Raw genomic sequence first — 21,218 nt, forward strand, 5'->3', positions numbered from 1 at the left:
AAACCTCAGGCTCCGCCTGCCCCGCAGTATCCGGGTCTGGCCGGAGCGGTTCACCATCCGAAGCCGTACGGGATTCCACGATGATCACGATCCTGCCCCCGGACCTGGTGCCCTTGGTGAACTCCGAGGTCCGCAAGGTCACCACGCTGCCGCCTAGCCGGTTCATCGCGGGGACCGCCCTGGCGGTCGCGCTCGTGGCGAGCACGGCGAGCGCGCTGCTGGCGGGCAAGCCCGATCCCAAGGCGGAACCGGTCACGGGCACCGCGACCATCGGCCTCTACGTCGGTCTCGCCGTGGTGGTGCTGGCCGCGGCCGTGTTCGGCGCGCTCGGCACCGGCGGCGAGTACCGGCACGGCACCATGCCGGTGACCGCGCTGTTCACCGCGGACCGGGACCGGCTGGCGGCCGCGAAGCTCTTGGTCACCGGCGGGTTCGCGCTGGCCCTCGCGCTCGCGGTCGAGGCGGTGTCGCTCGTCGCGCTGTTCGCCTTCGGCAGGGCCAAATTCGACTTCGATCTGGAGTTGGCGGCCGTGCTGGGCGGCGGACTGCTCGCCGCGGTCTGCTGGTCGCTGATCGGCGCGGGTCTCGGGCTGCTGCTGCGGTCGTCCGCGACCGCGGTCGTCGTCGTGCTCGGCTGGCTGATCGTCCTCGAGCCGCTGCTCTGGCTGGTCGCCGACGGCTTCGGCGCGAGCGGCTTCGTCACCCTGTTCCCCGGCTCGGCCACCCTCAGCACCGTCGCGGTCGGCTCCTATCCCGATAGCGACTTCCTCGCGCCGACGCCTGCCGCCATCGTGGTCCTGCTGCTGTGGACCGTCGGCCTCGGCGGCGCGGGCTGGTGGAACCTGCGCCGCCTCGACCTGTGAGACCGAAGGAACAAACGACGTGTCGGTGAGCGTCGTTACGGTTGATGGTTATGGGCGGGGTTGTCGAAGCGAGTGCACGGTCCGAGTCGCCTGAGCGCGGCTCGGACGGTCCCGGCTGGATTCGGCGGCTATGGGCCGAGAGCCGTTCCCATCGGGGCACATTGGCGGGTCTGGGCGCGGCCGTGCTGGCCGGTGCGGCCGTGGAGATCGCCGGGCCGCTGCTGACCAAACGGGCGGTGGACGCCGCCGGGGTCGGCGAGACGGCGGTGATCGGGATGGTCGCCGGGCTGCTGCTGTTGCTGGCGCTCGGCCGGTTCGCGGCCGGTTTCGGTCGCCGGTTGCTCGCGGGCAAGCTCTCGCTGGACGTGCAGCACTCGCTGCGGGTTGATCTGCTCGGCTCGCTGCAGCGGCTGGACGGGGCGGGACAGGACGCCATCCGGACCGGTCAGGTGGTGTCGCGGTCGATCACCGACCTCCAGTTGGTGCAGGGGCTGCTGGCCATGGTGCCGTTGTCGAGCATGGCGCTGCTGGAGTTCTTGCTCGCCGCGGTGGTGATGATCTGGCTGTCGCCGCCGCTGGCGGTGCTGGCGCTGCTCGTCGTGCCCGCCATCGCGATCGTGGTCCATCGGATCCGACCGCGGCTGTACGCGGCCACCTGGTCGGCGCAGCAGCGCGCGGCCGAGGTCGCCCAGCACGTCGAGGAGACCGTCACCGGCGTTCGGGTGGTCAAGGGCTTCGGGCAGGAGGCCCGGATGGTCGACGTGCTCGAAAAGCACAGCCGCACCCTGTATTCCGAGCGCATGCGCGCCGCCAGGGTGGACTCCCGCTTCGCGCCGACGGTGGCGGCCATCCCGCAGCTCGGCATGGTCGGCGTCATCGTGCTGGGCGGCCTGCTCGCGCTGCACGGAACGATCGGGATCGGCACCTTCGTCGCGTTCGCCGCCTACGTCGCGACGATGACCGGGACGGCGCGCATCATGTCGAGCGCGCTGGTGCTCGCTCAGCTCACCCGCGCGGCCGCCGAACGCGTGTACCAGGTGATCGACGCTTCGCCACTGGTCACCGACCCACCCGAGCCCGCCCCGCTGCCGTCGGGGCCGCTCGGCATCGAGTTCGACTCGGTCACTTTCGGATTCGACCCGGAGCAACCGGTGCTACGCGAGCTCGATCTGACCGTGCGCCCCGGCGAGACGGTGGCGATCATCGGCCCCGCCGGATCCGGCAAGACCACCCTCTCGCTGCTGCTCCCCCGCTTCTACACGCCCGACTCGGGCGCCATTCGCCTGTTCGGCGACTCGTCGGACCCGGTCGACCTCGCGCGGCTGCGCGCCGCCGAACTGCGCGGCGCCATCGGCGTGGTGTTCGACGACCCGTTCCTGTTCTCCGACACCATCGCGGCCAATATCGCCATCGGCCGCCCCGAGGCCACCGACGCCGAGATCCGCGCGGCGGCCAAGTCGGCCGCGGCCGACGACTTCATCGATGAACTCCCCGACGGCTACGACACGGTCGTCGGCGAGCGCGGGCTCACGCTGTCCGGCGGGCAGCGCCAGCGCATCGCGCTCGCCAGAGCCCTGCTCGCGCGCCCGCGCATCCTCGTGCTCGACGACGCGACCTCGGCCGTGGACGCGATCACCGAGGCCGCTATCTTCGGCACGCTGCCCGACCAGGCGGGTCGCACCACCCTGATCCTGGCGCACCGCGAATCCACCCTCGCGCACGCCGATCGGGTCATCCGGCTGCCCGCGCCGCTGGGCACACACCTGCCCGATCACCGTCGCGCCGAGTCGATTCCGGCCACCGTCGCCGCCGGGAGCGCGGGCCGCACCTTCGCCGCCGCGGCGGCCGACCTCGCCGAGACCCCCGAACTGCGCCGCGATATCGCCCTGCTACCGCCGGCCACCGAGCAGCCGAAGCTGGACGAGCGGCGGCTGCGCGAGCCCGATCCGGAGTTCCGGCTGACCCGGCTGCTGCGATCGGTGCGTGCTCTGGTGATCGCCGCGGTCGCCCTGCTGTCGCTGGACGCGCTGATCGGCGTCGCCTTCCCGCCGATCGTGCGGTTCGCGATCGACACCGGCGTCGGGCACGACGACGCCCGCGCGCTCGGGCTGGCCGCCGGGCTCGGCCTGCTTCTGGTCGCCGCGGGTTGGCTGGTCGGCGCGGCCAACACGGTGGTCACCGCGCGAACCGGCGAACGGGTGCTGTACGGCCTGCGCGTGCGCAGCTACGCGCACCTGCAGCGGCTCGGACTCGACTACTACGAGCGCGAACTCTCCGGCCGGATCATGACGCGGATGACGACCGATCTCGACTCGCTGTCCACGTTCATGCAGACCGGGCTGGCCACCACCTTGATCGGCGGGCTGACCTTCGCCGGAATCGCGGTGGCGCTGTTGGTCATCGACGTCTCGCTCGCCCTGGTCGTGCTGGCCACGCTGCCGCCGCTGTTCGTGGCGACCGCGCTGTTCCGCCGCTTCGCGTCCACGGCCTACACCGTCTCCAGGGAGAACGTCTCCACGGTGAACGCCGACTTCCAGGAGAACGTCGCCGGGCTGCGCGCGGTGCAGGCCAACCGGCACGAGCCGGTCGCGGCCCGCCGCTTCGCCGAGTACTCCGACCGGTATCGGCGCAGCCGGATGCGCGCGCAGATCTCGATCGCGCTGTACTTCCCGTTCGTCACCGCCTGGTCGGGCGTCTCGCTGGCCGCGGTGGTGTTCGTCGGCGCGCGCGAGGTGGCCGCGGGCACGACCACGGCGGGCACGCTGGTCGCGTTCGTGCTCTACCTGGAGTTGCTGTTCGCGCCGGTGCTCGCGCTGTCGCAGGTGTTCGACGGGTATCAGCAGGCCCGAGTGGGCCTGCGCCGGATCGGCGAACTGCTGCGGACCCCGTCGGCGATCGCGGGCGACCCGGCCGACGCGGTCCCGATCGAGCATCGGCTGCGCGGCGAGGTCGTCCTCGACGACGTGCGCTTCCACTACCCGGGCGTCGCGGCGCTCGCACTGGACGACGTGTCGCTGTCGATTCCGGCCGGCGGCACCCTCGCCCTCGTCGGCCCGACCGGCGCGGGCAAGTCGACCATCGTCAAACTGCTGGCCCGCCTCTACGACCTGCCGCCCGACGGCACCGGCGCGATCCTGGTCGACGGCACCGACATTCGTGATTACCGTCTCACCGACTACCGCGCCCGGCTCGGCATCGTCCCGCAGGAAGCGCATCTGTTCAGCGGCGACGTCGCGAGCAATATCGCGTTCGGGAAACCGTCCGCGACCGAGGCGGAGATCGCCGAGGCCGCCGCCGCGGTCGGCGCGAGCGAGATGATCGCCGCGCTCCCGCACGGCATGCGCCAGCCGGTCGGCGAACGCGGGCGCGGCCTGTCCGCGGGTCAACGTCAGCTGATCGCGCTGGCCCGCGCCGAACTGGTCGCCCCCGACCTGCTGCTACTCGACGAGGCCACGGCCACCCTCGACCCGGACACCGAGGCCGCGGTGCTCGCCGCCAGCCGTTCGCTGACGCGCGGCCGGACCACCGTCCTGGTCGCGCATCGGCTCGGCACGGCGGCGCGGGCCGATCGGATCGCCGTCGTCGAGCACGGCCGGATCGCCGAGATCGGCACCCACACAGAGCTGGTCGGCGCGGGCGGACCGTACTCGAGACTGTGGTCGGCGGCACGGGAGACCGAGGGAATATTCTCGGTAACGGACAAGTCGTCTTTTACGAGGTGAGGTTTGTCGGGTGGTCAGTCGCTCCGTCGGTTTGCTGCTGGGCCTATCCTCAGATAGGGCGCATCGGCGCGATTCCGCTGATCCCCGTGCCGGGCACGTCACAAACGTCGCAGCGCGAAGAACGAAATGAGGCGAACACCTGCTGTGAGCAGCTCAACTTCCCAGTTCGGACAGAACCAGTGGCTAGTCGATGAGATGTATCAGAAGTTCAAGCAAGATCCATCCTCGGTCGACGAGAGTTGGCACGAGTTCCTCGCCGACTACACCCCCGAAGCCACGGGTGATTCCGGCAACAGCTCGGCCACCGCGGCCGAGGCCGCTCCCGCGCAGGCGCCGACCCCGGCTCCGGCACCCGCGTCGGTGAACTCGGCCCCGAAGGCGGAGCCCAAGACCACCCCCAAGGCGAACTCCGCCACCAAGCCCGCACCGGCCAAGGCCGCGGCCCCCGCCCAGGCCCCGGCGAAGACCACCGCGCGCGCGCCGCAGACCACCCCGGCGCCGACCTCCAACGCAGCGCCGACCTCCGGCGCTCCGAAGACCGACACCGCGGCCGACGAGACCAAGGTGCTGCGCGGCGCGGCGGCCGCCGTCGCCAAGAACATGGCCGCGTCGCTGTCCATCCCGACCGCGACCAGCGTCCGCGCCATCCCGGCGAAGCTGATGATCGACAACCGTCTGGTCATCAACAACCATCTGGCCCGCACCCGCGGCGGCAAGATCTCGTTCACCCACCTGCTCGGCTACGCGATCGTGCAGGGCATCAAGGCCTTCCCGAACATGAACCGGCACTTCGCCGAGATCGACGGAAAGCCGAACGCGGTCACCCCCGCGCACACCAACCTCGGCCTGGCCATCGACCTGCCGGGCAAGGACGGCAGCCGCTCGCTGGTCGTCGCGGCCATCAAGGGCACCGAGTCGATGTCCTTCGGCCAGTTCCACACGGCCTACGAGGACATCGTCCGCCGCGCCCGCGACGGCAAGCTGACCGCCGAGGACTTCAGCGGCGTCACCATCTCGCTGACCAACCCCGGCACCATCGGCACCGTGCACTCGGTGCCCCGCCTCATGCCGGGCCAGGGCGCCATCATCGGCGCGGGCGCGATGGAGTACCCGGCCGAGTTCCAGGGCATGAGCGACGAGCGCATCGCCGATATCGGCGTCGGCAAGCTGATGACGCTCACCTCCACCTACGACCACCGCATCATCCAGGGCGCGGAGTCCGGTGACTTCCTGCGCACCATCCACCAGCTGCTGATCTCCGACGAGTTCTACGACGAGATCTTCCACGGCCTCGGCGTGCCGTACGAGCCGGTGCGCTGGCGCAAGGACATTCGCGAACGCGGCGTCGACAAGAGCACCCGCGTGCTCGAGATGATCGCGGCCTACCGCAACCGCGGCCACCTGATGGCCGACACCGATCCGCTGCGGCTGGTGAAGGACAAGTTCCGCAGCCACCCCGACCTCGACGTCACCCAGCACGGGCTGACGCTGTGGGACCTGGACCGCACGTTCAACGTCGGCGGCTTCCACGGCCAGGAGCAGATGAAGCTGCGCGAGGTCCTCTCGGTCCTGCGCGACGCCTACTGCCGGCACGTGGGCGTGGAGTACACCCACATCCTGGAGACCGAGCAGCTGCAGTGGATCCAGGAGCGGGTCGAGCAGAAGCACGTCAAACCGACTGTCGCGCAGCAGAAGTACATCCTGAACCGGCTGAACGCGGCCGAGGCCTTCGAGACCTTCCTGCAGACCAAGTACGTCGGGCAGAAGCGGTTCTCGCTCGAGGGCGCCGAGGCCGTCATCCCGATGATGGACGCGACCATCGACCAGTGCGCCGAGCACGGGCTCGACGAGGTGGTCATCGGCATGCCGCACCGCGGTCGCTTGAACGTGCTGGCCAACATCGTCGGCAAGCCGTACTCGAAGATCTTCACCGAGTTCGAGGGCAACATGAACCCGGCCGGTGCGCACGGCTCCGGCGACGTGAAGTACCACCTCGGCGCGCACGGCACCTACCTGCAGATGTTCGGCGACAACGAGATCGAGGTCTCGCTCACCGCCAACCCGTCGCACCTCGAGGCGGTCGACCCGGTGCTCGAGGGCCTGGTCCGCGCCAAGCAGGACCTGCTCGACAAGGGCGACGGCGCGGAGGGCTACTCCGTCATGCCGCTCATGCTGCACGGTGACGCGGCGTTCGCGGGTCAGGGTGTGGTCGCCGAGACGCTGAACCTGTCCGGGCTGCGCGGTTACCGCGTCGGCGGCACCATCCACATCGTGGTGAACAACCAGATCGGCTTCACCACCGCGCCGGAGAACAGCCGCTCGACCGAGTACTCCACCGACATCGCCAAGTTCATCGGCGCGCCGATCTTCCACGTGAACGGCGACGACCCGGAGGCCTGCGACTGGGTCGCCCGCCTCGCGGTCGACTTCCGGCAGAAGTTCCGCAAGGACGTCGTGATCGACATGGTCTGCTACCGGCGCCGCGGGCACAACGAGGGCGACGACCCCTCGATGACCCAGCCGTCGATGTACGACGTCATCGACACCAAGCGCTCGGTGCGCAAGGCGTACACCGAGAGCCTGATCGGCCGCGGCGACATCTCGCTGAAAGAGGCCGAGGACGCGCTGCGCGACTACCAGGGTCAGCTGGAGCGGGTGTTCAACGAGGTCCGCGAGCTGGAGAAGTACACGCCGGAGCCGAGCGAGTCCGTCGAGGACGACCAGAAGGTGCCGACGACCGTGCAGACCGCCGTGGACAAGGCCATCCTGCAGCGGATCGGCGACGCGTTCCTCAACGTGCCCGACGGTTTCAACGTGCACCCCAGGGTCAAGCCGGTGCTGGAGAAGCGCCGCGAGATGGCCTACGAGGGCAAGGTCGACTGGGCCTTCGCCGAGCTCATGGCCTTCGGCACGCTCATCGACGAGGGTCGCGCGGTGCGCCTGACCGGTCAGGACTCCCGCCGCGGCACGTTCACCCAGCGGCACGCGGTGATCATCGACCGCAAGACATCCGAGGAGTACACCCCGCTGCACAACATCGGCAGCACCAACCCCGGTTGGTTCGCGGTGCACGACTCGGCGCTGAGCGAGTACGCCGCCGTCGGCTTCGAGTACGGCTACTCGCTGGGCAACCCGAACGCACTCGTGCTGTGGGAGGCCCAGTTCGGCGACTTCGTCAACGGCGCGCAGTCCATCATCGACGAGTTCATCTCCTCCGGTGAGGCCAAGTGGGGCCAGCTCTCCGACGTCGTGCTGCTGCTGCCGCACGGCCACGAGGGTCAGGGCCCCGACCACACCTCCGGTCGTATCGAGCGGTTCCTGCAGCTGTGCGCCGAGGGCTCGATGACGGTGGCCGTGCCGTCCACCCCGGCGAACTACTTCCACCTGCTGCGCCGCCACGCACTGGACGGCATCCGCCGCCCGATGGTCGTCTTCACCCCGAAGTCGATGCTGCGCAACAAGGCCGTCGTGTCGGATCTGAAGGACTTCACCGAGAGCAAGTTCCGCTCGGTGTTCGACGAGCCCTCCTACGAGCAGGGCATCGGCGACCGCAGCAAGGTCAAGCGGATCCTGATGACCAGCGGCAAGCTCTACTACGAGCTGGCCGCCGAGAAGGCGAAGCAGAAGCGCGAGGACATCGCGATCGTGCGGATCGAGCAGCTCTACCCGCTGCCCACCTACCGCCTGAACGAGTCGCTCGACCGCTACGCCAACGCCACCGACATCGTGTGGGTCCAGGAGGAACCGGCCAACCAGGGCGCCTGGCCCTTCTTCGGCCTCAACCTCCCCGAGGTCCTGCCCGAGCGTCTCGGCAAACTGCGTCGCATCTCGCGCCGCGCCATGTCGGCCCCCTCCTCGGGCTCCAGCAAGGTGCACGCCGTCGAGCAGGCGGAGATCGTCGCCGAGGCTTTCGAGCCGACCAGCTAGTTTCACCCCGACGCCGGGCCCGATCCGCTTTTCCAGCGGGTCGGGCCCGGCGTCGTTTTCGTGGTCGACTCCCTTGCCGGCCGTCCGTAGACTTTGCCGACATGAGCGACGGGGGAACACCCGGCCAGGTTTCGGTCGTTCCCGAACAGGTCCGTGATGTCGGCAAATACGTCTACGAGTTGGCCGAGGCCCTACGCTCGGCGCTCGATTCAGCCGCCAAGGACGTCGATGCGCTGACCGACGGGAGCTGGACCGGCGACTCGGCGACTGAGTTCGCCAACGGTTGGACCGATGTGCGCGATGGGGGCGTGCGGATCATGTCGGCCCTGACCGCCATGGCGGAGAAGCTCGGCGTCACCGCCGACGCGTATCGGGCACGCGACTCGGACAACGCCGCGTCGCTGCACGCCTCCAGCCTGGACCTGCCATGAGCTCCGAATTCTCGGTCGACCTCGACCATCTCGACCAGATCGTCGCCCGCCTGTCCGGTCTCGCCGGCTTCGTCGCCGACCACCTCGACGAGATCGATGACCGCGTCGCCGCGCTGCACGGCTCCGGATGGGAGAGCGTCGCCGCCGCCGCGTACGCCGACGCGCACCGCCAATGGGCCGTCGGCGCACGCGAATTCGTGGAGGGTGTGCGGGAGATGAGCGACGCGGCGAAACAAGCGCACGGACGCTACACGCGGGCGATCGAACTCAACAGCAAGATGCTGCAGGGAGATTGAGCCATGCGCATCGATTGGCAGACCTACTACGACGCCGCCAAGAAATGCCATGACCTCGCCGCCGACCTCCGCCGCGCCGACAAGCCGGTGCACGACGCAGTCAAAGGGGAGTGCGCGGGCATGGCGGGTGACGCGCCCGGCTGCCGCGAATGGGGCGAGAAGTACAACATCGCCGCGCGCGACACCATGCAGTCGTGCACGAACCTCGCGGACGCACTCACCAACTTCGGGTACGTCCTGTACGCGAACGGCTACAACTACGGGGTCAGCAACAAGAGCAACCCGCCACCCGCTCGGCCCGATATCCGCGAGGTGCCGCAATACCAGGTCGTCATCCCGAGTTCGGTGCGCGACAATGGAATCGGCATCGAGCACCACGGCGGAGTCCAGGAACTCTTCGACGCGCTGGTCGCGAAGATCCTCGAACAGTTCGGCAAACTACCCAACGGTGACGTCAAAAAGCTCGAAAAGGCTTCGGCCACATGGACCACCTTCGCCAACCACGACACCATCACCGGCGCCGCCTCCCGAATAACCGGCATCATCGGCCTTTTCGACAACATCGACGACAAAACCAACCTCCCCCTCGTCCTCGGCCACCTCGAGACCCTCCGCAACGGCGCGACCCAGGTAGCCGCCGCCTCGCAGAATCTGGCCGCCCCCGTCGCCGAATATCACGCGGGCACCGTCGAGGTCCGCGGCCACATCGAATCCTCCATCACCCAGGCCGAATGGGCCATCGGCCTCACCGTGGTAGCCGCCGCGGCCGCCGCCTTCTTCACCTTCGGCGGCAGCGCCGCTGCCGGAGCCGGCGGCGTAGGCGCCATAGTCACCAACACCATCACCACAATCCGCACCGTCTACCAGGGCAGCAACCTCCTCAAAGCAGTAGGCCTGGCCACCGCCGCCGCAGGCGCCGTCGGCATAATCAAATCCTTCGACAAAGTCCCCGACCTAGGAACCACCCTCACCTCCCTAGCCACCATCATCGCCATGCGGGTGCTGATCGATGGGGATGGAGCCTCGGATGACATAAATCCGAGCAGTCCCAGCGACGCCTTCACGACCAACTCCCTCACCACGAAGGTCAACAGAATCGCCAACTACTATGGAGTGCCTGCAAAAGCCGTCAAGGACGCAATCCACGATATAAAAGCATATGGCGGGTGGCGCGGAGACGGCGGAAATAGAAATCCAGACGTCGTGGTAGACCTGGAGTCCGGGGAAGTATACGTAAAGAAGCCGGATGGCACTCCCTCCGATGACAGTATCGGTAACATTCGAGACGCGTTGGAACGATGACGGGCGGGCGGAAATGAATCAGGAGATCAGAGAGTACGAGGATCGGTGGGTACTACAACCGCTACGCGGCAGTCGGGTCGCTCATATCGCATGGAATCCGGATGATTTCGAAATCCTGTTCGACACTCCCTTCCGGGTAATAGCCGACTACGAGACCGAACTATCGCCCCGGTCACTCGCCGAGGACGATCCCGATCGCCACCGCATCACGCATTGGCCCAGCACGGACGTTGAAACCTTCCTTGCGGCTCCGATAGTCTCCGCCGTCGCCTTCAAGAGTGGCGGACTGCGAATCGGCTATCGGAACGGATGGAATATGTTCGCGTCATACCGGAGCCGGGAATCCTCGACAGCGATATTTTCCGGCCGGACACTCATTTGGAACTCGTCGGGTATCGCAAGCCAAACGATATATCCCGTAGTTACCATAGATAAATGGACGGGAAGAATAATCGAGGCACCCCCTTGGCCGCCTCGCCCCGCAAATCTCGACATAAACTATGCCTCAGATGATATCAATAGCTGAGCACCACACCGACGAGAAGACAATCAGGGCGGCCGCGCACGGTTCCGACCGTCGATACGATGGCGCGCTGCATGCGTTGCTGCGGATGGTTGTAGTTGCCGCCATGCTCACAGTGGCCGCCTGCTCGTCCGAGGGCTCGCAACGTCAGGTTGTCCCGTCTGCGGCAGCGACCACGAGTGCCGACCGACCCGCGGAGCGGCATCGCCTCGGCGCACTTGCGGAAGGTGCACGAATGGCCGAGGCGCTCGTGCTTCCGGCTGAGGTCGACCCGGCGCTGGTCTACCCGGGTACATCCGGAGTCCTGACCAGGACGATGCTGCTTGTCAGTGTCGGGCACAACGACGTCATCCGAGATGCAGCGACGAAGAACGGCCTGTTGACCGGCTTCGTCAGCGCTGGTTCGGATTCAACCGGGAGCTCGTTCACGACGGTCCTGACACACGGCGTCATGCGGTTCCCTGATGAATCTTCGGCAACCCGGGCCGCCGAAGACTTAGGGCACGCGGCGTCGACGTCGCGCGGGATGCTGGAAACGGAGTCACGTCAAGCTGTTTCGCTCTCCGGCGCTCCCGACACTCGATTCTGCCTGTACAAGCACCATAGCGGTTCGAACGAGGGTGGCAGTGTCGACAGCATGGCCTTCACGCCGCATGGCAAGTTCGTCGTCTTCACTCGGGTGTCCTCGCGAACGGACACGGAAGCGGCAGCAATGACCATAAGTGCCGTCGATCTACAACGCCCACTGCTCGATTCATTCGCCGCCACGGACCAGGGCAGATTCTCGGAGTTGTCCAGCGACCCCGAAGGGATGTACGCACTGTCGGTCGGCGACGATTCCGGCGAATCCGGCAGTTATGGCCCTCGTGGCGCAGCGCATTTCGCATATGACCAAGTCCGTGCGCTGCAATCATTCCAAGAGGTCGGGATGACATCCGTGGGCATTCGAGGTACCTATGCCTACCGCACCCGTGATCCCGAAGCAGCTCAACTGCTCGCCAAGGTGTTGGCCGATTCCGCCGTTCGCTATCGTCGGATCCGGAGCGACACTCTTGTGCCCGCGACAAGTCCGCCAGAAGCAGGTAACTCGCGATGCTGGTCGATCGCCGCCGGCGGCAACAATAGCTGGCACTGCGTCTTGTCGGAGGGCAGCTACGTCGGTGAAATCTGGGCTGGTAGCGAGAGCGAAGCACATGATCTGACGGCCAGACAACAGCGCGCTTTCGCGGCGACCCGATAGCGGGGTGCGGAGCCTTGGCCCGACGCGTTGAGCGCTGCGGAGATCACAGCGCTCCGTAGAGACCTCCGGCGTCGATGGGGATGGCGGTGCCGTTGATGTAGGAGGCTCGGGGGGAGAGGAGGAAGTGGACTACGGTGGCTACTTCTTGGGGGGTTCCTAGGCGGGCGGCGGGGTTTTTGGCTTGGAGGTGGGCGAGGAGTTGGGGTTGTAGGCCGGCGACCATGTCGGTGTCTATGACGCCGGGGCAGACGGCGTTGACGCGGATGTTGTCGCGGGCGTATTCGGCGGCGAGGGCGCGGGTGAGGCCTACTACGGCGTGTTTGCTGGCGGTGTAGGAGACGGAGAGGCTGTCGGCGGCGCGCAGGCCCGCTACGGAGGAGCAGTTGACGATGGAGCCGGTGGCGTTGGCGGACATGATGCGCAGTTCGCGGCGCACGCAACGCCACAGGGCTTTGACGTTGAGGTCGAAGACGGCGTCGAACTGGGCTTCGGTGGAGTCGTGGAAGCGCGTTCCGCGCAGGATGGTGTCGGTGCCGATGACGCCCGCGGCGTTGAAGGCGCCGACGAGGTCGGCGCCGTGCGGCTCGACGGCGTCGAAGAAGGCCTCGACGTCGTCGGCGCGGGTGAGGTCGGCGGGGATGAATTCGACGTTGTCGCCGAGCTTTTCACGCAGTTCGTGCCCGGCGGCGCGATCACGCCCGCAGAAGATGACGTGGTTGCCGGGGTCGGCGGCGAGCAGTTCGACGGTCGCGGCACCGATTCCCCTGGTCCCGCCGGTCACCACATGAACCGAACGATTTCCCATGCCGCACAGCCTATTCCGCTACGCCCAGGCGAGCACCGGCGCGCCGCAGGCGATCCGCGACATCGAGCAGCACCTCGGGCTCGTGGGCGGCGGTCACGGTCGACCGCAACGCACCGCCGGGCCGTGAACTCCACGCCCCGGACAGCGGGAGCAGGAACACCCCGGCATCCAGGGCCGCGTGGAACCAGCGAGCCGTGTCCTCCACCGCCGGAAACAGCAGCGGCACAATCGCGGTCGCGGAAACACCGGTGTCGAATCCGGCCGCGTGCAGCGCGGTCGTCCACGTGGCCCGGTTGGCCGCGAGCCGCCCCACCAGCTCATCGCCCTCGCGCAGCAGCAGCTCGACGGACTCGGCACCGAGTGCGGCCGCCATGGGCGAGATCACGGTGGAGAAGGTGGCCCCGCGATGCCGCTGCAAGCCCTCGGCGAACTCCGCTGTGCTGGTGACGAATCCGCCTCCGCCGACGAACGCCTTGGCGAGCGAACCGACCCGGATATCGATACAACCGGGCATCCCATAGTGCGCCTCGATCCCCCGCCCGCCCGGACCGAGCTGCCCGACCGAGGACGCCTCGTCGACGAACAGCAGCGCGTTCTCCTCGCGCGCGCAGGCGGCGAGGGCGGGCAGGTCGGCGATGTCCCCGCCGACGCCGAAGATGGCCTCGCAGACGATGACTCGCCGCCCGTCGACGGGGAACGCGCGCAGTTGTCCGCGCAGATCGTCGGGGTCGTTGTGCCGGTAGATGTGCACGGCGGCGCCGCTGAGCAGGCAGCCGTCCAGCAGCGAGCGATGGCATCGCTCATCGATGAACAGCGCGTCGTCCGAGCCGGCGATGGCCGGGATGGCGGAGACGTTCGCCAAATAACCTGAGCTGTACAGCGTCACGGCCTCGCAGCGCAGCAGCGCGCGCAGCGCGTCGACCAACCGTTGGTGCTCGGTGGTGTAGCCGTTGATCGCGCCGGAGCCATGCGACCCGAAAGACGTGGACTTCCCGGCGAACTCGACCATCGCCGCACGAATGACGGGGTGCGAGTTCAGGCCGAGATAGCTGTTGGAACACAGGTGATCGAACCGTCGACCACGAAAGTGGATGGCGGTCTCGCTGATTCCCGACGCGGGCCCGAGCAGCCCGCGCACATCTAGCTGCGACGCGGCGCGGCCACCCGCGGACGGTGTCGCGGGTTTGCGAGTTCCGTTATCTGTCAATGCCGCCAGCAACTGCGCCGCGCTGAGCGCGTTGGTCAGGCCGCTGCGTGGCGTGCCGGGACCGGCGACCCGGCTGAGCAGCGCGGCTAGCCGGAGCGAGTCGATGCCCAAGGCGTCGAGCGGCGCGTTCATGTCGGGTTCGTCGAGACCGGTGATGTAGCGCAGATAGTCGCGAACCCGCGCCGCCGTGCCGACGACGCGGTCCATGTTCGGCACCGGCTCGGACAGCATCGCCCGTAGAGCCGCGACGTCGACCTTCCCGTTGCGCGTCATCGGCAGACCGGTCACCGTCACTACCCGCTGCGGCAGCATGTATTTCGGCACCCGCTCGGCCAGAGATGCCCGAAACGCTGTGGGCTCGAACCGAATCGAGGCGTCGACCGGCACGAGGAACACCGCCAGTGCCATTGTTCCGTCGAGCTCGAAGCCGATGGTCACCGCGTCCTTCACCGCCGGCATGGTGCGGCACTTCTCCGAGACGTGGTCGAGCTCGATCCGATAGCCGTTGATCTTGATCTGCTGGTCCGCCCGCCCGACGAACAGCACCCCGAGCCTAGGCGAACGGTAGCCGAGATCACCCGTCAGATAGGCGGGAACGGCACTCCCCTCGGGTATTCCGGTACAGAATTTCACCGCCGTCAGCTCGGGATCCCCCACATAACCGAGCGCGATCTGCGTACTGCGCACCACGATCTGCCCCGTCTGAAACGGCAGGCACACGCGCCGTCCCGGCGTGACGACCAGGACCTCGACGTCCTTCATCCCCGAACCGACCGGCATGACGTCCGGCAGCCCGGCCAGTTCCTCGGCACCGGTATCGACCTCGAAATACCCCACGGCCCGCTGCGTTTCGGTCGACCCGTACAGATTCACGATGCGCGCGCCGGGCGCGACCCGAGCCACCGTCCGGACCTGCGCACGCGTCAGCGCCGCCCCGACCAGGAACACGCTTTCCAGCGCCGCCAACTCGCCCTCGGCGCCCGCCAGCAGCCGGATAGCCGCCGGATTGATGCACACGACCTGCACCCGGTGCGCGGCGAGCCAGCGTGGAAACTCCTCGCTGACAGTCGAACTCCGGCTCTCCGGCACGACGATGGTCCCACCTAGGTAGAGCGGCGTCATGATGTCTCGCTGCAGCGGATCGTGACCGATGCTCGAGCACATCCCGAATCGCGCGTCCCGCAGCGACCCGAACCGATCGTCCATCCAGTCGAAGAAGTAGGTGAGCGAGCCGTACCGCCCCCGCACGGCCTTCGGCGTCCCGGAGGTCCCCGACGTGAAGGTGACGATCGCGCAGTCGTCACGACGGAACCGTTCGGCCACATACCGTTCCGGCTCCGCGCCGGACTCGTCCCCCAGCGCGGTGAACGCCCCGGCGATCCCCACCCCGGCGAGGTCGGCCACGTGATCCGCGCCGGCGACCCGCGCGCACTCCTCGATATAGCCGGCCGGCGCGTCGGGGTCGGCGATCGACACGGTGATCCCCGCCTTGAGCGCCGCCACGAACGTCGCGACCAGCGTCTCGTCCCGATTGGGCACCAGCAGCAGGGTGTCGCCCGCCCGTACGCCGCGCCGCTCGAGGTCGGCGGCGACGCGATCGGCGGTGCGATCCAGTTCGGCGTAGGAGATCGATCGGGTGGCGGTCTCGATCGCGATCCGGTCGGGGAACGCCCGCGCCAGCTGGACGAAACGGGTGACGAACAGGTCCGGCTCGTCGGCCGGTGCCGCGCGCTCGACAATCGTCGAGGGACATGTAAACGCCTGTTGCAGCGGAATTTCAGGCCAGGACGACATCCCCGCCGCCCACGCCGCCGCCATGACCTCGACTACCTCGTCCGTAACTCCTTCGCGCGGAAGGGAAACCACGACCTGGCCGGTGCGCGCATCTACGTTCATCGCCGTAACCACCCCCGACCGCTCCACCAGCTGGACATACCGCGCGGGATCCACGACCGACACGAGATGACCTGCCGCGAAGTCGATCTCATCGATGACGGCAGCTTCGGCGATCAACCCCCGCAGGTCCGCCAGCGTGTGCCGCTCGGGATCGACCTCGGAGATATCGAGCAGCCGCAGGCCGACGTCCAGCCCGTCCGAGGTAGCGAGCACTATCGCGCTCCGCGCACTGAACACGCGGTCGAGCAGTACATGCAGCGCCACCGCAATCACGAGCGGTTCCCACGGACCGTCTGGAGCCTTGAAAGCACCGGACCGATAGGCGCGGTCCAGCGAACTGCTGTCGATACCGATGGCGTCATTGCCGATAGTGCTCAATTGCTCTGTCCCACTCGTTATCTCGTCGCGCGGCACGGTCGCCGCGCGGTCTAGTGCAGGGCCACTCCCACGCCGACGGTCACCAAGGCGACGCCCACGCCCGTGTCGATCCGTCGCCGTGTCCGCGCCTGCGCGATCCGCGCGTGCAACCAGGTGACGACGCTGGTGACGAAGAGAAACCACGCCGTGACCACGACCACCGCGACCAGCGGAAGCACCACCGCGTCGGCGGCGCTCGCCCCGTCCGGGATGAACTGGGGAATCAGCGCGACGAAGAAGACCGCGGTCTTGGGGTTGAGCATGCTGCTGCCGAACCCCCGCAGCAGATCCCGCCGGAAGCCCTGCGCGGCAACGGGTTCGAGGATTGTGTCCGGGTCGCCGTGCGCGCGTCGCACCCGCACCAGCGCGTGCACGCCGAGGTAGATCAGGTACGCGGCGCCGAGCAGCCGGACGGCCGTGAACGCCTCGGTGGAGGTGGCGAGCAGGGCCGAGACCCCGGTCACGGCCGCGAGCACCCAGAGAAACATTCCGGCGGCCACTCCGAGCGTCGCCGCGGCCCCGGCGGCCCACCCGCTCAGCGCGCGACCCATGATCACCGCCAGGTCCGGCCCCGGCGACGCCGACACCACCAGCATCACCCCGGCGAAGGCAGCGTACTGCGCGAAGGCGGACATCTATGGACTCTCCCCCGTACTTCCCGCGCCGACGACAGACCTCGCCGTGTTGCGCTCGAAAAGCATTGCGCACAAACGCTATCCCGCCGGACGACATCCGTCATGACAAGATTTTTGGGTGCAGGATGACAACATATTGCCCCTCGTCGGGGGGTTGTTCCATCGACCGTACGCACGGTAAGAAGCACGCGAGAAGCGTCCGAGGGAGACCGATATCGGTCGAGCTCGAATGAATTCCTGTAGCACCGATAGTTTCTCGGACCAACATCCGTCAACGCGTCTTGTGAAATGGACTGAACCTTTCGGCGCATCATCCCGTTCATGATTACGAACCCATAAACTGGTCACCGACGCTCTCGATCGCATCGGCACCCTCCCGGACCACACGGACCCGATCCATGGCAAGAATTGTGGGCCGGATACGCCGACCAGCCCGTCCACAGTGCGTTCCCCGCTGAGCTGGCCCCGTTTTGAAATCCTCACCTAGAGGGTGACATACCGGGCGCCACCAGACGGAAGCAATCATTTCGTAGCACCTGTGCACAGCATCTCGACCAACTCGGCAACCCTTCTCGAGCCCCCAGAAATAGGGTTATGCGGCCGTACCAAACGTGGCGCTTGTCACATTATTCGGTTTCCACGGGTTCGTCGGATATGAATATCCCTGTCGCTCAACATCAACGCTTCGATTCGTCTGGGGGACAAGGCGTTCCAAAAGGAATCGGGGGCGGGAGAGAAAATCGAGATGTTCCATAAGACTGTCATGCGTGCGGGCCGCAGGGTCCTCACCGTCGTTCTGCCCTTCGCGGTGGTCGCCACCCTCGCCGACGCGGGCACCGCGTCCGCGACCGACTACGCCGCGCAGCAGGCGAAGTGGGCCGATAGCCTGGTGGCGGCGGGCAACGAGCAGGGCGTCGAGTACAAGACCACCACGGCTCAGGACCTGAAGTCCGTCTCCACCGTGCTGAACAGTGGCAAGTTCGTGCTGAACGCGGACTCCTCGGCGGTGACCGTCGAATCCACCACGGGCGCGAAGGTCACCGAGTTCCCGCTGTCGATGAAGACCGCCGCGGGCAACACCATCGCCCTGGCCCCGCAGGTGTCCCCGGACGGGAAGACCCTGGTCGTCACCCCGCAGGTGACGCAGGAGGTCGGCGCCGAGCTGCAGAACGTCGCCGCCACCGGCGACCTGAAGCCCATCGCCACCAACCCGGACGCGCAGAACCACGACCCGGTCGCCAACGGCCTCGCCGCCGGCGCCCTCACCGGCCTTGGCGTCGCCGCCGTCCTGTGCATCCCCGCCATCCTCGTCTTCGTCGTCGGCTACTTCGCCTGCATCATCGCCAGCGGAATCAGCTACGTCGTGTTCGCCGCGGTGATCGGCGCGATCCTGGGCGCGGTCGCACCGCAGGTGATCCCGCAGGTGCTGCCCTGATGATCGACTGACCGGTGATTCACCGGTCGACAAGAGCCCGTCCCCACCAGAACCGGTGGGGGCGGGCTTTTTTCATCGGTTGGTCAGCCGCGCAGAGCCGCGGCGAGCGCCGGGCTCAACGCAAGCGCCGGTAGGGATTCCACCAGCAGGTCGATGAGTTGCGCACGCGGAATGGGCTTCTCGCTCATCCAGGTGAGAATTGTTTCCTCCACGAAGGCAATCCACCCTCGAATGGCGAGATGCAGCCGAGGCAGATCGGGATCGTCCGGCGGAATCGGCAGCTCGGTGAGCACGAGTTCGGCGATGGCACTGCGTGATTCGTTGACATAGGTGACCATGCCCGGGTTGTAACTCGACGGTCCGCGCAGTATCGCGTGGTAGGCGGCGCGATTCTCCTCGACATAGTCGACATAGCGCTCCACCGAGTCCCGGAGCATGTCGAACAGGCCGAGACTCCGGTCGGGCGCGGTCGCGGCCAGGAACTCCGCGCTGACATGCCGGGCGACGGCCTCGTGGAACTCACCCACCGAGGCGAAATAGTGGAACAGCAGGCCGCGGGAGATACCGGCCTGCTTGGCGATGTCCTCGACGGAGATATCCTGCAGCGCGCGCTCGGCGAGCATCTCCGCCCCCAGGGTGATCAATTGCAGACGGCGCTCCTCCGGGCTGAGCCGGACGCGCTTGGACTCCGAACCGGAACGACTGCTACTCACACAGCACATCCTACTGAACGTGATTCAATACTGTTGACTGCTGCTCAATAAGCCTCTACGCTCAAGTACATGAGTCGCAAGGTTACAGACAAAGCTGTCGGCGACCGGCCCGTTCGCCGCGTCAAGACGATCATCATCGGCGGCGGGTTCTCCGGGCTGGGCCTAGCCATCCGGCTGAGCCAGCAGGGACGCGACGATTTCCTAGTGCTCGAGCGCGGCGACGATGTCGGCGGCACCTGGCGCGACAACACCTACCCCGGCGCGGCCTGCGACGTCCCCTCGCACCTGTACTCGTACTCGTTCGCGCTGAACCCGAACTGGTCGCGCTCGTTCTCCCGCCAGGGCGAGATCCAGCAGTACATCAGGGGCGTCGCGGAGAAGTACGGGGTGCTCGACAAGCACGTCTTCGACTGCGACGTCACCGGCACGCGCTGGAACAACGACACCAGCCAGTGGGAGATCGAGTCGTCCAAGGGCAGCTTCGTCGCCGACACCGTGGTCTCCGCGGTCGGCGCGCTGTGTGAGCCCGCGCTGCCGGACATCAAGGGCATCAACGACTTCCAGGGCGAGATCTTCCACTCCGCGCGCTGGAACCACGACGTCGACCTGGCCGGCAAGCGGGTCGCGATCATCGGCACCGGCGCCTCGTCCATCCAGATCGTGCCCGCCATCGCGGGCAAGGTCGCCCACCTCGACGTCTACCAGCGCACCGCGCCGTGGCTGCTGCCCCGCATCGACCGCCCGTACACCAAGGTCGAACGGCTGGCCTTCAAGCACGTGCCGGGCTTCCAGCGGCTGTCCCGCGCGGCCATCTACGCCGCGCGCGAGACCCAGGTCGTCGGCCTGGCCAAGTTCCCCGCGCTCATGCAGATCTTCGAGGTGCTCGCCAAAGCCAAACTGCGCCAAGAGGTCCGGGATCCGCAGCTGCGCGCCAAGGTCACGCCGAACTTCCGCATCGGCTGCAAGCGCATGCTGATCTCGAACAACTACTACCCCGCGATCAGCCGCGACAACGTGGACGTGGTCACCGACGGCATCGCCGAGGTGCGCGCCAACTCGATCGTCACCGAGGACGGCACCGAGCGCGAGATCGACGCGCTCATCGTCGCGACCGGATTCCACGTCACCGACTCGCCGACCTACGAGACCATCGCGGGCCGCGACGGACGCACGCTGAGCGAGGTCTTCGACGAGATCGGCCAGCAGGCCTACAAGGGCGCGGCCATCGCGAACTTCCCGAATATGTTCTTCCTGCTCGGCCCGAACGTCGGCCTCGGCCACACCTCGATGGTGTACATGATCGAGTCGCAGCTCAACTACGTCGCCGACGCGCTCGCCACCGTCGACCGGCTGGGCCTGAAGACGGTCGAGGTGCGCCGCGACGTGCAGGACGAGTACAACGCCGGCCTGCAGCGCAAGCTGAGCAAGAGCGTCTGGCTCAACGGCGGCTGCGCCAGTTGGTATTTGGACAAGCACGGCAACAACACCACGCTGTGGCCGGACTTCACCTTCGAATTCCGCAGGCTGACAAAGAACTTCGATTTGTCCGCCTATGAGACCACCAAGTCGTCCCGTGCCGAAATGAAAGTGGGAGCAGTCCAGTGAGCAAAGACGCTTACTTCCAGAACAAAGTCTGTGTGATCACCGGAGCCGGCTCCGGCATCGGTCGCGCGCTGGCCGAGAATCTCGCCAAGCGCGGCGCGAAGCTGGCGCTGTCCGATATCGACACCGATGGTCTCGCGGAGACCGTGCGCCGCTGTGAAAAGCTCGGCGCGGAGGTCAAATCCGATCGCGTGAACGTGGCCG

The 21,218-nt window shown here is 67.3% G+C and carries 14 protein-coding genes; 10 read left to right on the plus strand and 4 right to left on the minus strand.

Going from position 1 to position 21,218, the window contains the following annotated elements:
- The first annotated feature begins 80 nt into the window (after positions 1–80).
- The 7 genes from ON39_RS26415 (at position 81) to ON39_RS26445 (ending at position 12,304) form a co-directional block, all read left to right on the plus strand.
- Positions 81–863 carry an ABC transporter permease gene (locus tag ON39_RS26415; protein WP_040738465.1) on the plus strand — a complete coding sequence of 261 codons (783 nt, stop codon included), beginning with the start codon at positions 81–83 and terminating at the stop codon, positions 861–863.
- 50 nt (positions 864–913) lie between these two features.
- A complete protein-coding gene (locus ON39_RS26420; protein ID WP_051187119.1) occupies positions 914–4,585 on the plus strand; it encodes an ABC transporter ATP-binding protein in 3,672 nt (1,223 codons plus the stop codon).
- A gap of 195 nt (positions 4,586–4,780) precedes the next feature.
- On the plus strand, positions 4,781–8,512 hold the full coding sequence (locus tag ON39_RS26425) for a multifunctional oxoglutarate decarboxylase/oxoglutarate dehydrogenase thiamine pyrophosphate-binding subunit/dihydrolipoyllysine-residue succinyltransferase subunit (RefSeq protein WP_040738467.1): 3,732 nt from the start codon (positions 4,781–4,783) through the stop codon (positions 8,510–8,512).
- Positions 8,513–8,613: 101 nt separating this feature from the next.
- Positions 8,614–8,943 (plus strand): WXG100 family type VII secretion target, encoded by a 330-nt coding sequence (locus ON39_RS26430; protein WP_040738468.1) that lies wholly within the window; start codon positions 8,614–8,616, stop codon positions 8,941–8,943.
- Complete coding sequence (locus ON39_RS26435) at positions 8,940–9,239, plus strand: WXG100 family type VII secretion target (protein ID WP_040738470.1); 300 nt, start codon at positions 8,940–8,942, stop codon at positions 9,237–9,239. The genes ON39_RS26430 and ON39_RS26435 overlap by 4 nt, the downstream gene beginning before the upstream one ends.
- A gap of 3 nt (positions 9,240–9,242) precedes the next feature.
- The gene (locus ON39_RS26440) at positions 9,243–10,541 is read left to right on the plus strand and encodes a hypothetical protein (protein WP_246002783.1); all 1,299 of its coding nucleotides are present in this window, start codon (positions 9,243–9,245) and stop codon (positions 10,539–10,541) included.
- A gap of 629 nt (positions 10,542–11,170) precedes the next feature.
- On the plus strand, positions 11,171–12,304 hold the full coding sequence (locus ON39_RS26445; protein ID WP_444543777.1) for a DUF7373 family lipoprotein: 1,134 nt from the start codon (positions 11,171–11,173) through the stop codon (positions 12,302–12,304).
- 43 nt (positions 12,305–12,347) lie between these two features.
- Here ON39_RS26445 and ON39_RS26450 read toward each other — a convergent pair whose 3' ends face one another.
- The 3 genes from ON39_RS26450 to ON39_RS26460 all read right to left on the minus strand — a co-directional run bounded on the left by ON39_RS26450 (position 12,348) and on the right by ON39_RS26460 (position 17,264).
- Positions 12,348–13,109, minus strand: a complete 762-nt coding sequence (locus ON39_RS26450) for an SDR family NAD(P)-dependent oxidoreductase (RefSeq protein WP_040738472.1) — start codon at positions 13,107–13,109, stop codon at positions 12,348–12,350.
- 10 nt (positions 13,110–13,119) lie between these two features.
- Positions 13,120–16,476, minus strand: coding sequence for an aminotransferase class I/II-fold pyridoxal phosphate-dependent enzyme (locus ON39_RS26455; protein ID WP_146251041.1), 3,357 nt, complete (start codon positions 16,474–16,476; stop codon positions 13,120–13,122).
- Positions 16,477–16,640: 164 nt separating this feature from the next.
- A complete protein-coding gene (locus tag ON39_RS26460; protein ID WP_040738473.1) occupies positions 16,641–17,264 on the minus strand; it encodes a LysE family translocator in 624 nt (207 codons plus the stop codon).
- 745 nt (positions 17,265–18,009) lie between these two features.
- Between ON39_RS26460 and ON39_RS26465 the strand changes: the two genes are divergently transcribed.
- A complete protein-coding gene (locus tag ON39_RS26465; protein ID WP_146251040.1) occupies positions 18,010–18,699 on the plus strand; it encodes a DUF8020 domain-containing protein in 690 nt (229 codons plus the stop codon).
- Positions 18,700–18,782: 83 nt separating this feature from the next.
- Here ON39_RS26465 and ON39_RS26470 read toward each other — a convergent pair whose 3' ends face one another.
- Complete coding sequence (locus ON39_RS26470; RefSeq protein WP_051187123.1) at positions 18,783–19,421, minus strand: TetR/AcrR family transcriptional regulator; 639 nt, start codon at positions 19,419–19,421, stop codon at positions 18,783–18,785.
- Between the two features lie 60 nt (positions 19,422–19,481).
- Between ON39_RS26470 and ON39_RS26475 the strand changes: the two genes are divergently transcribed.
- Positions 19,482–21,017, plus strand: a complete 1,536-nt coding sequence (locus ON39_RS26475) for a flavin-containing monooxygenase (protein WP_040738477.1) — start codon at positions 19,482–19,484, stop codon at positions 21,015–21,017.
- The coding region (locus ON39_RS26480) for an SDR family NAD(P)-dependent oxidoreductase (RefSeq protein WP_040738479.1) at positions 21,014–21,218 on the plus strand (205 nt) is incomplete at its 3' end. The genes ON39_RS26475 and ON39_RS26480, both read left to right, overlap by 4 nt.

Origin of the sequence: Nocardia tenerifensis NBRC 101015 (assembly GCF_000308715.1) — a bacterium.
GTDB classification, from domain to species: domain Bacteria; phylum Actinomycetota; class Actinomycetes; order Mycobacteriales; family Mycobacteriaceae; genus Nocardia; species Nocardia tenerifensis.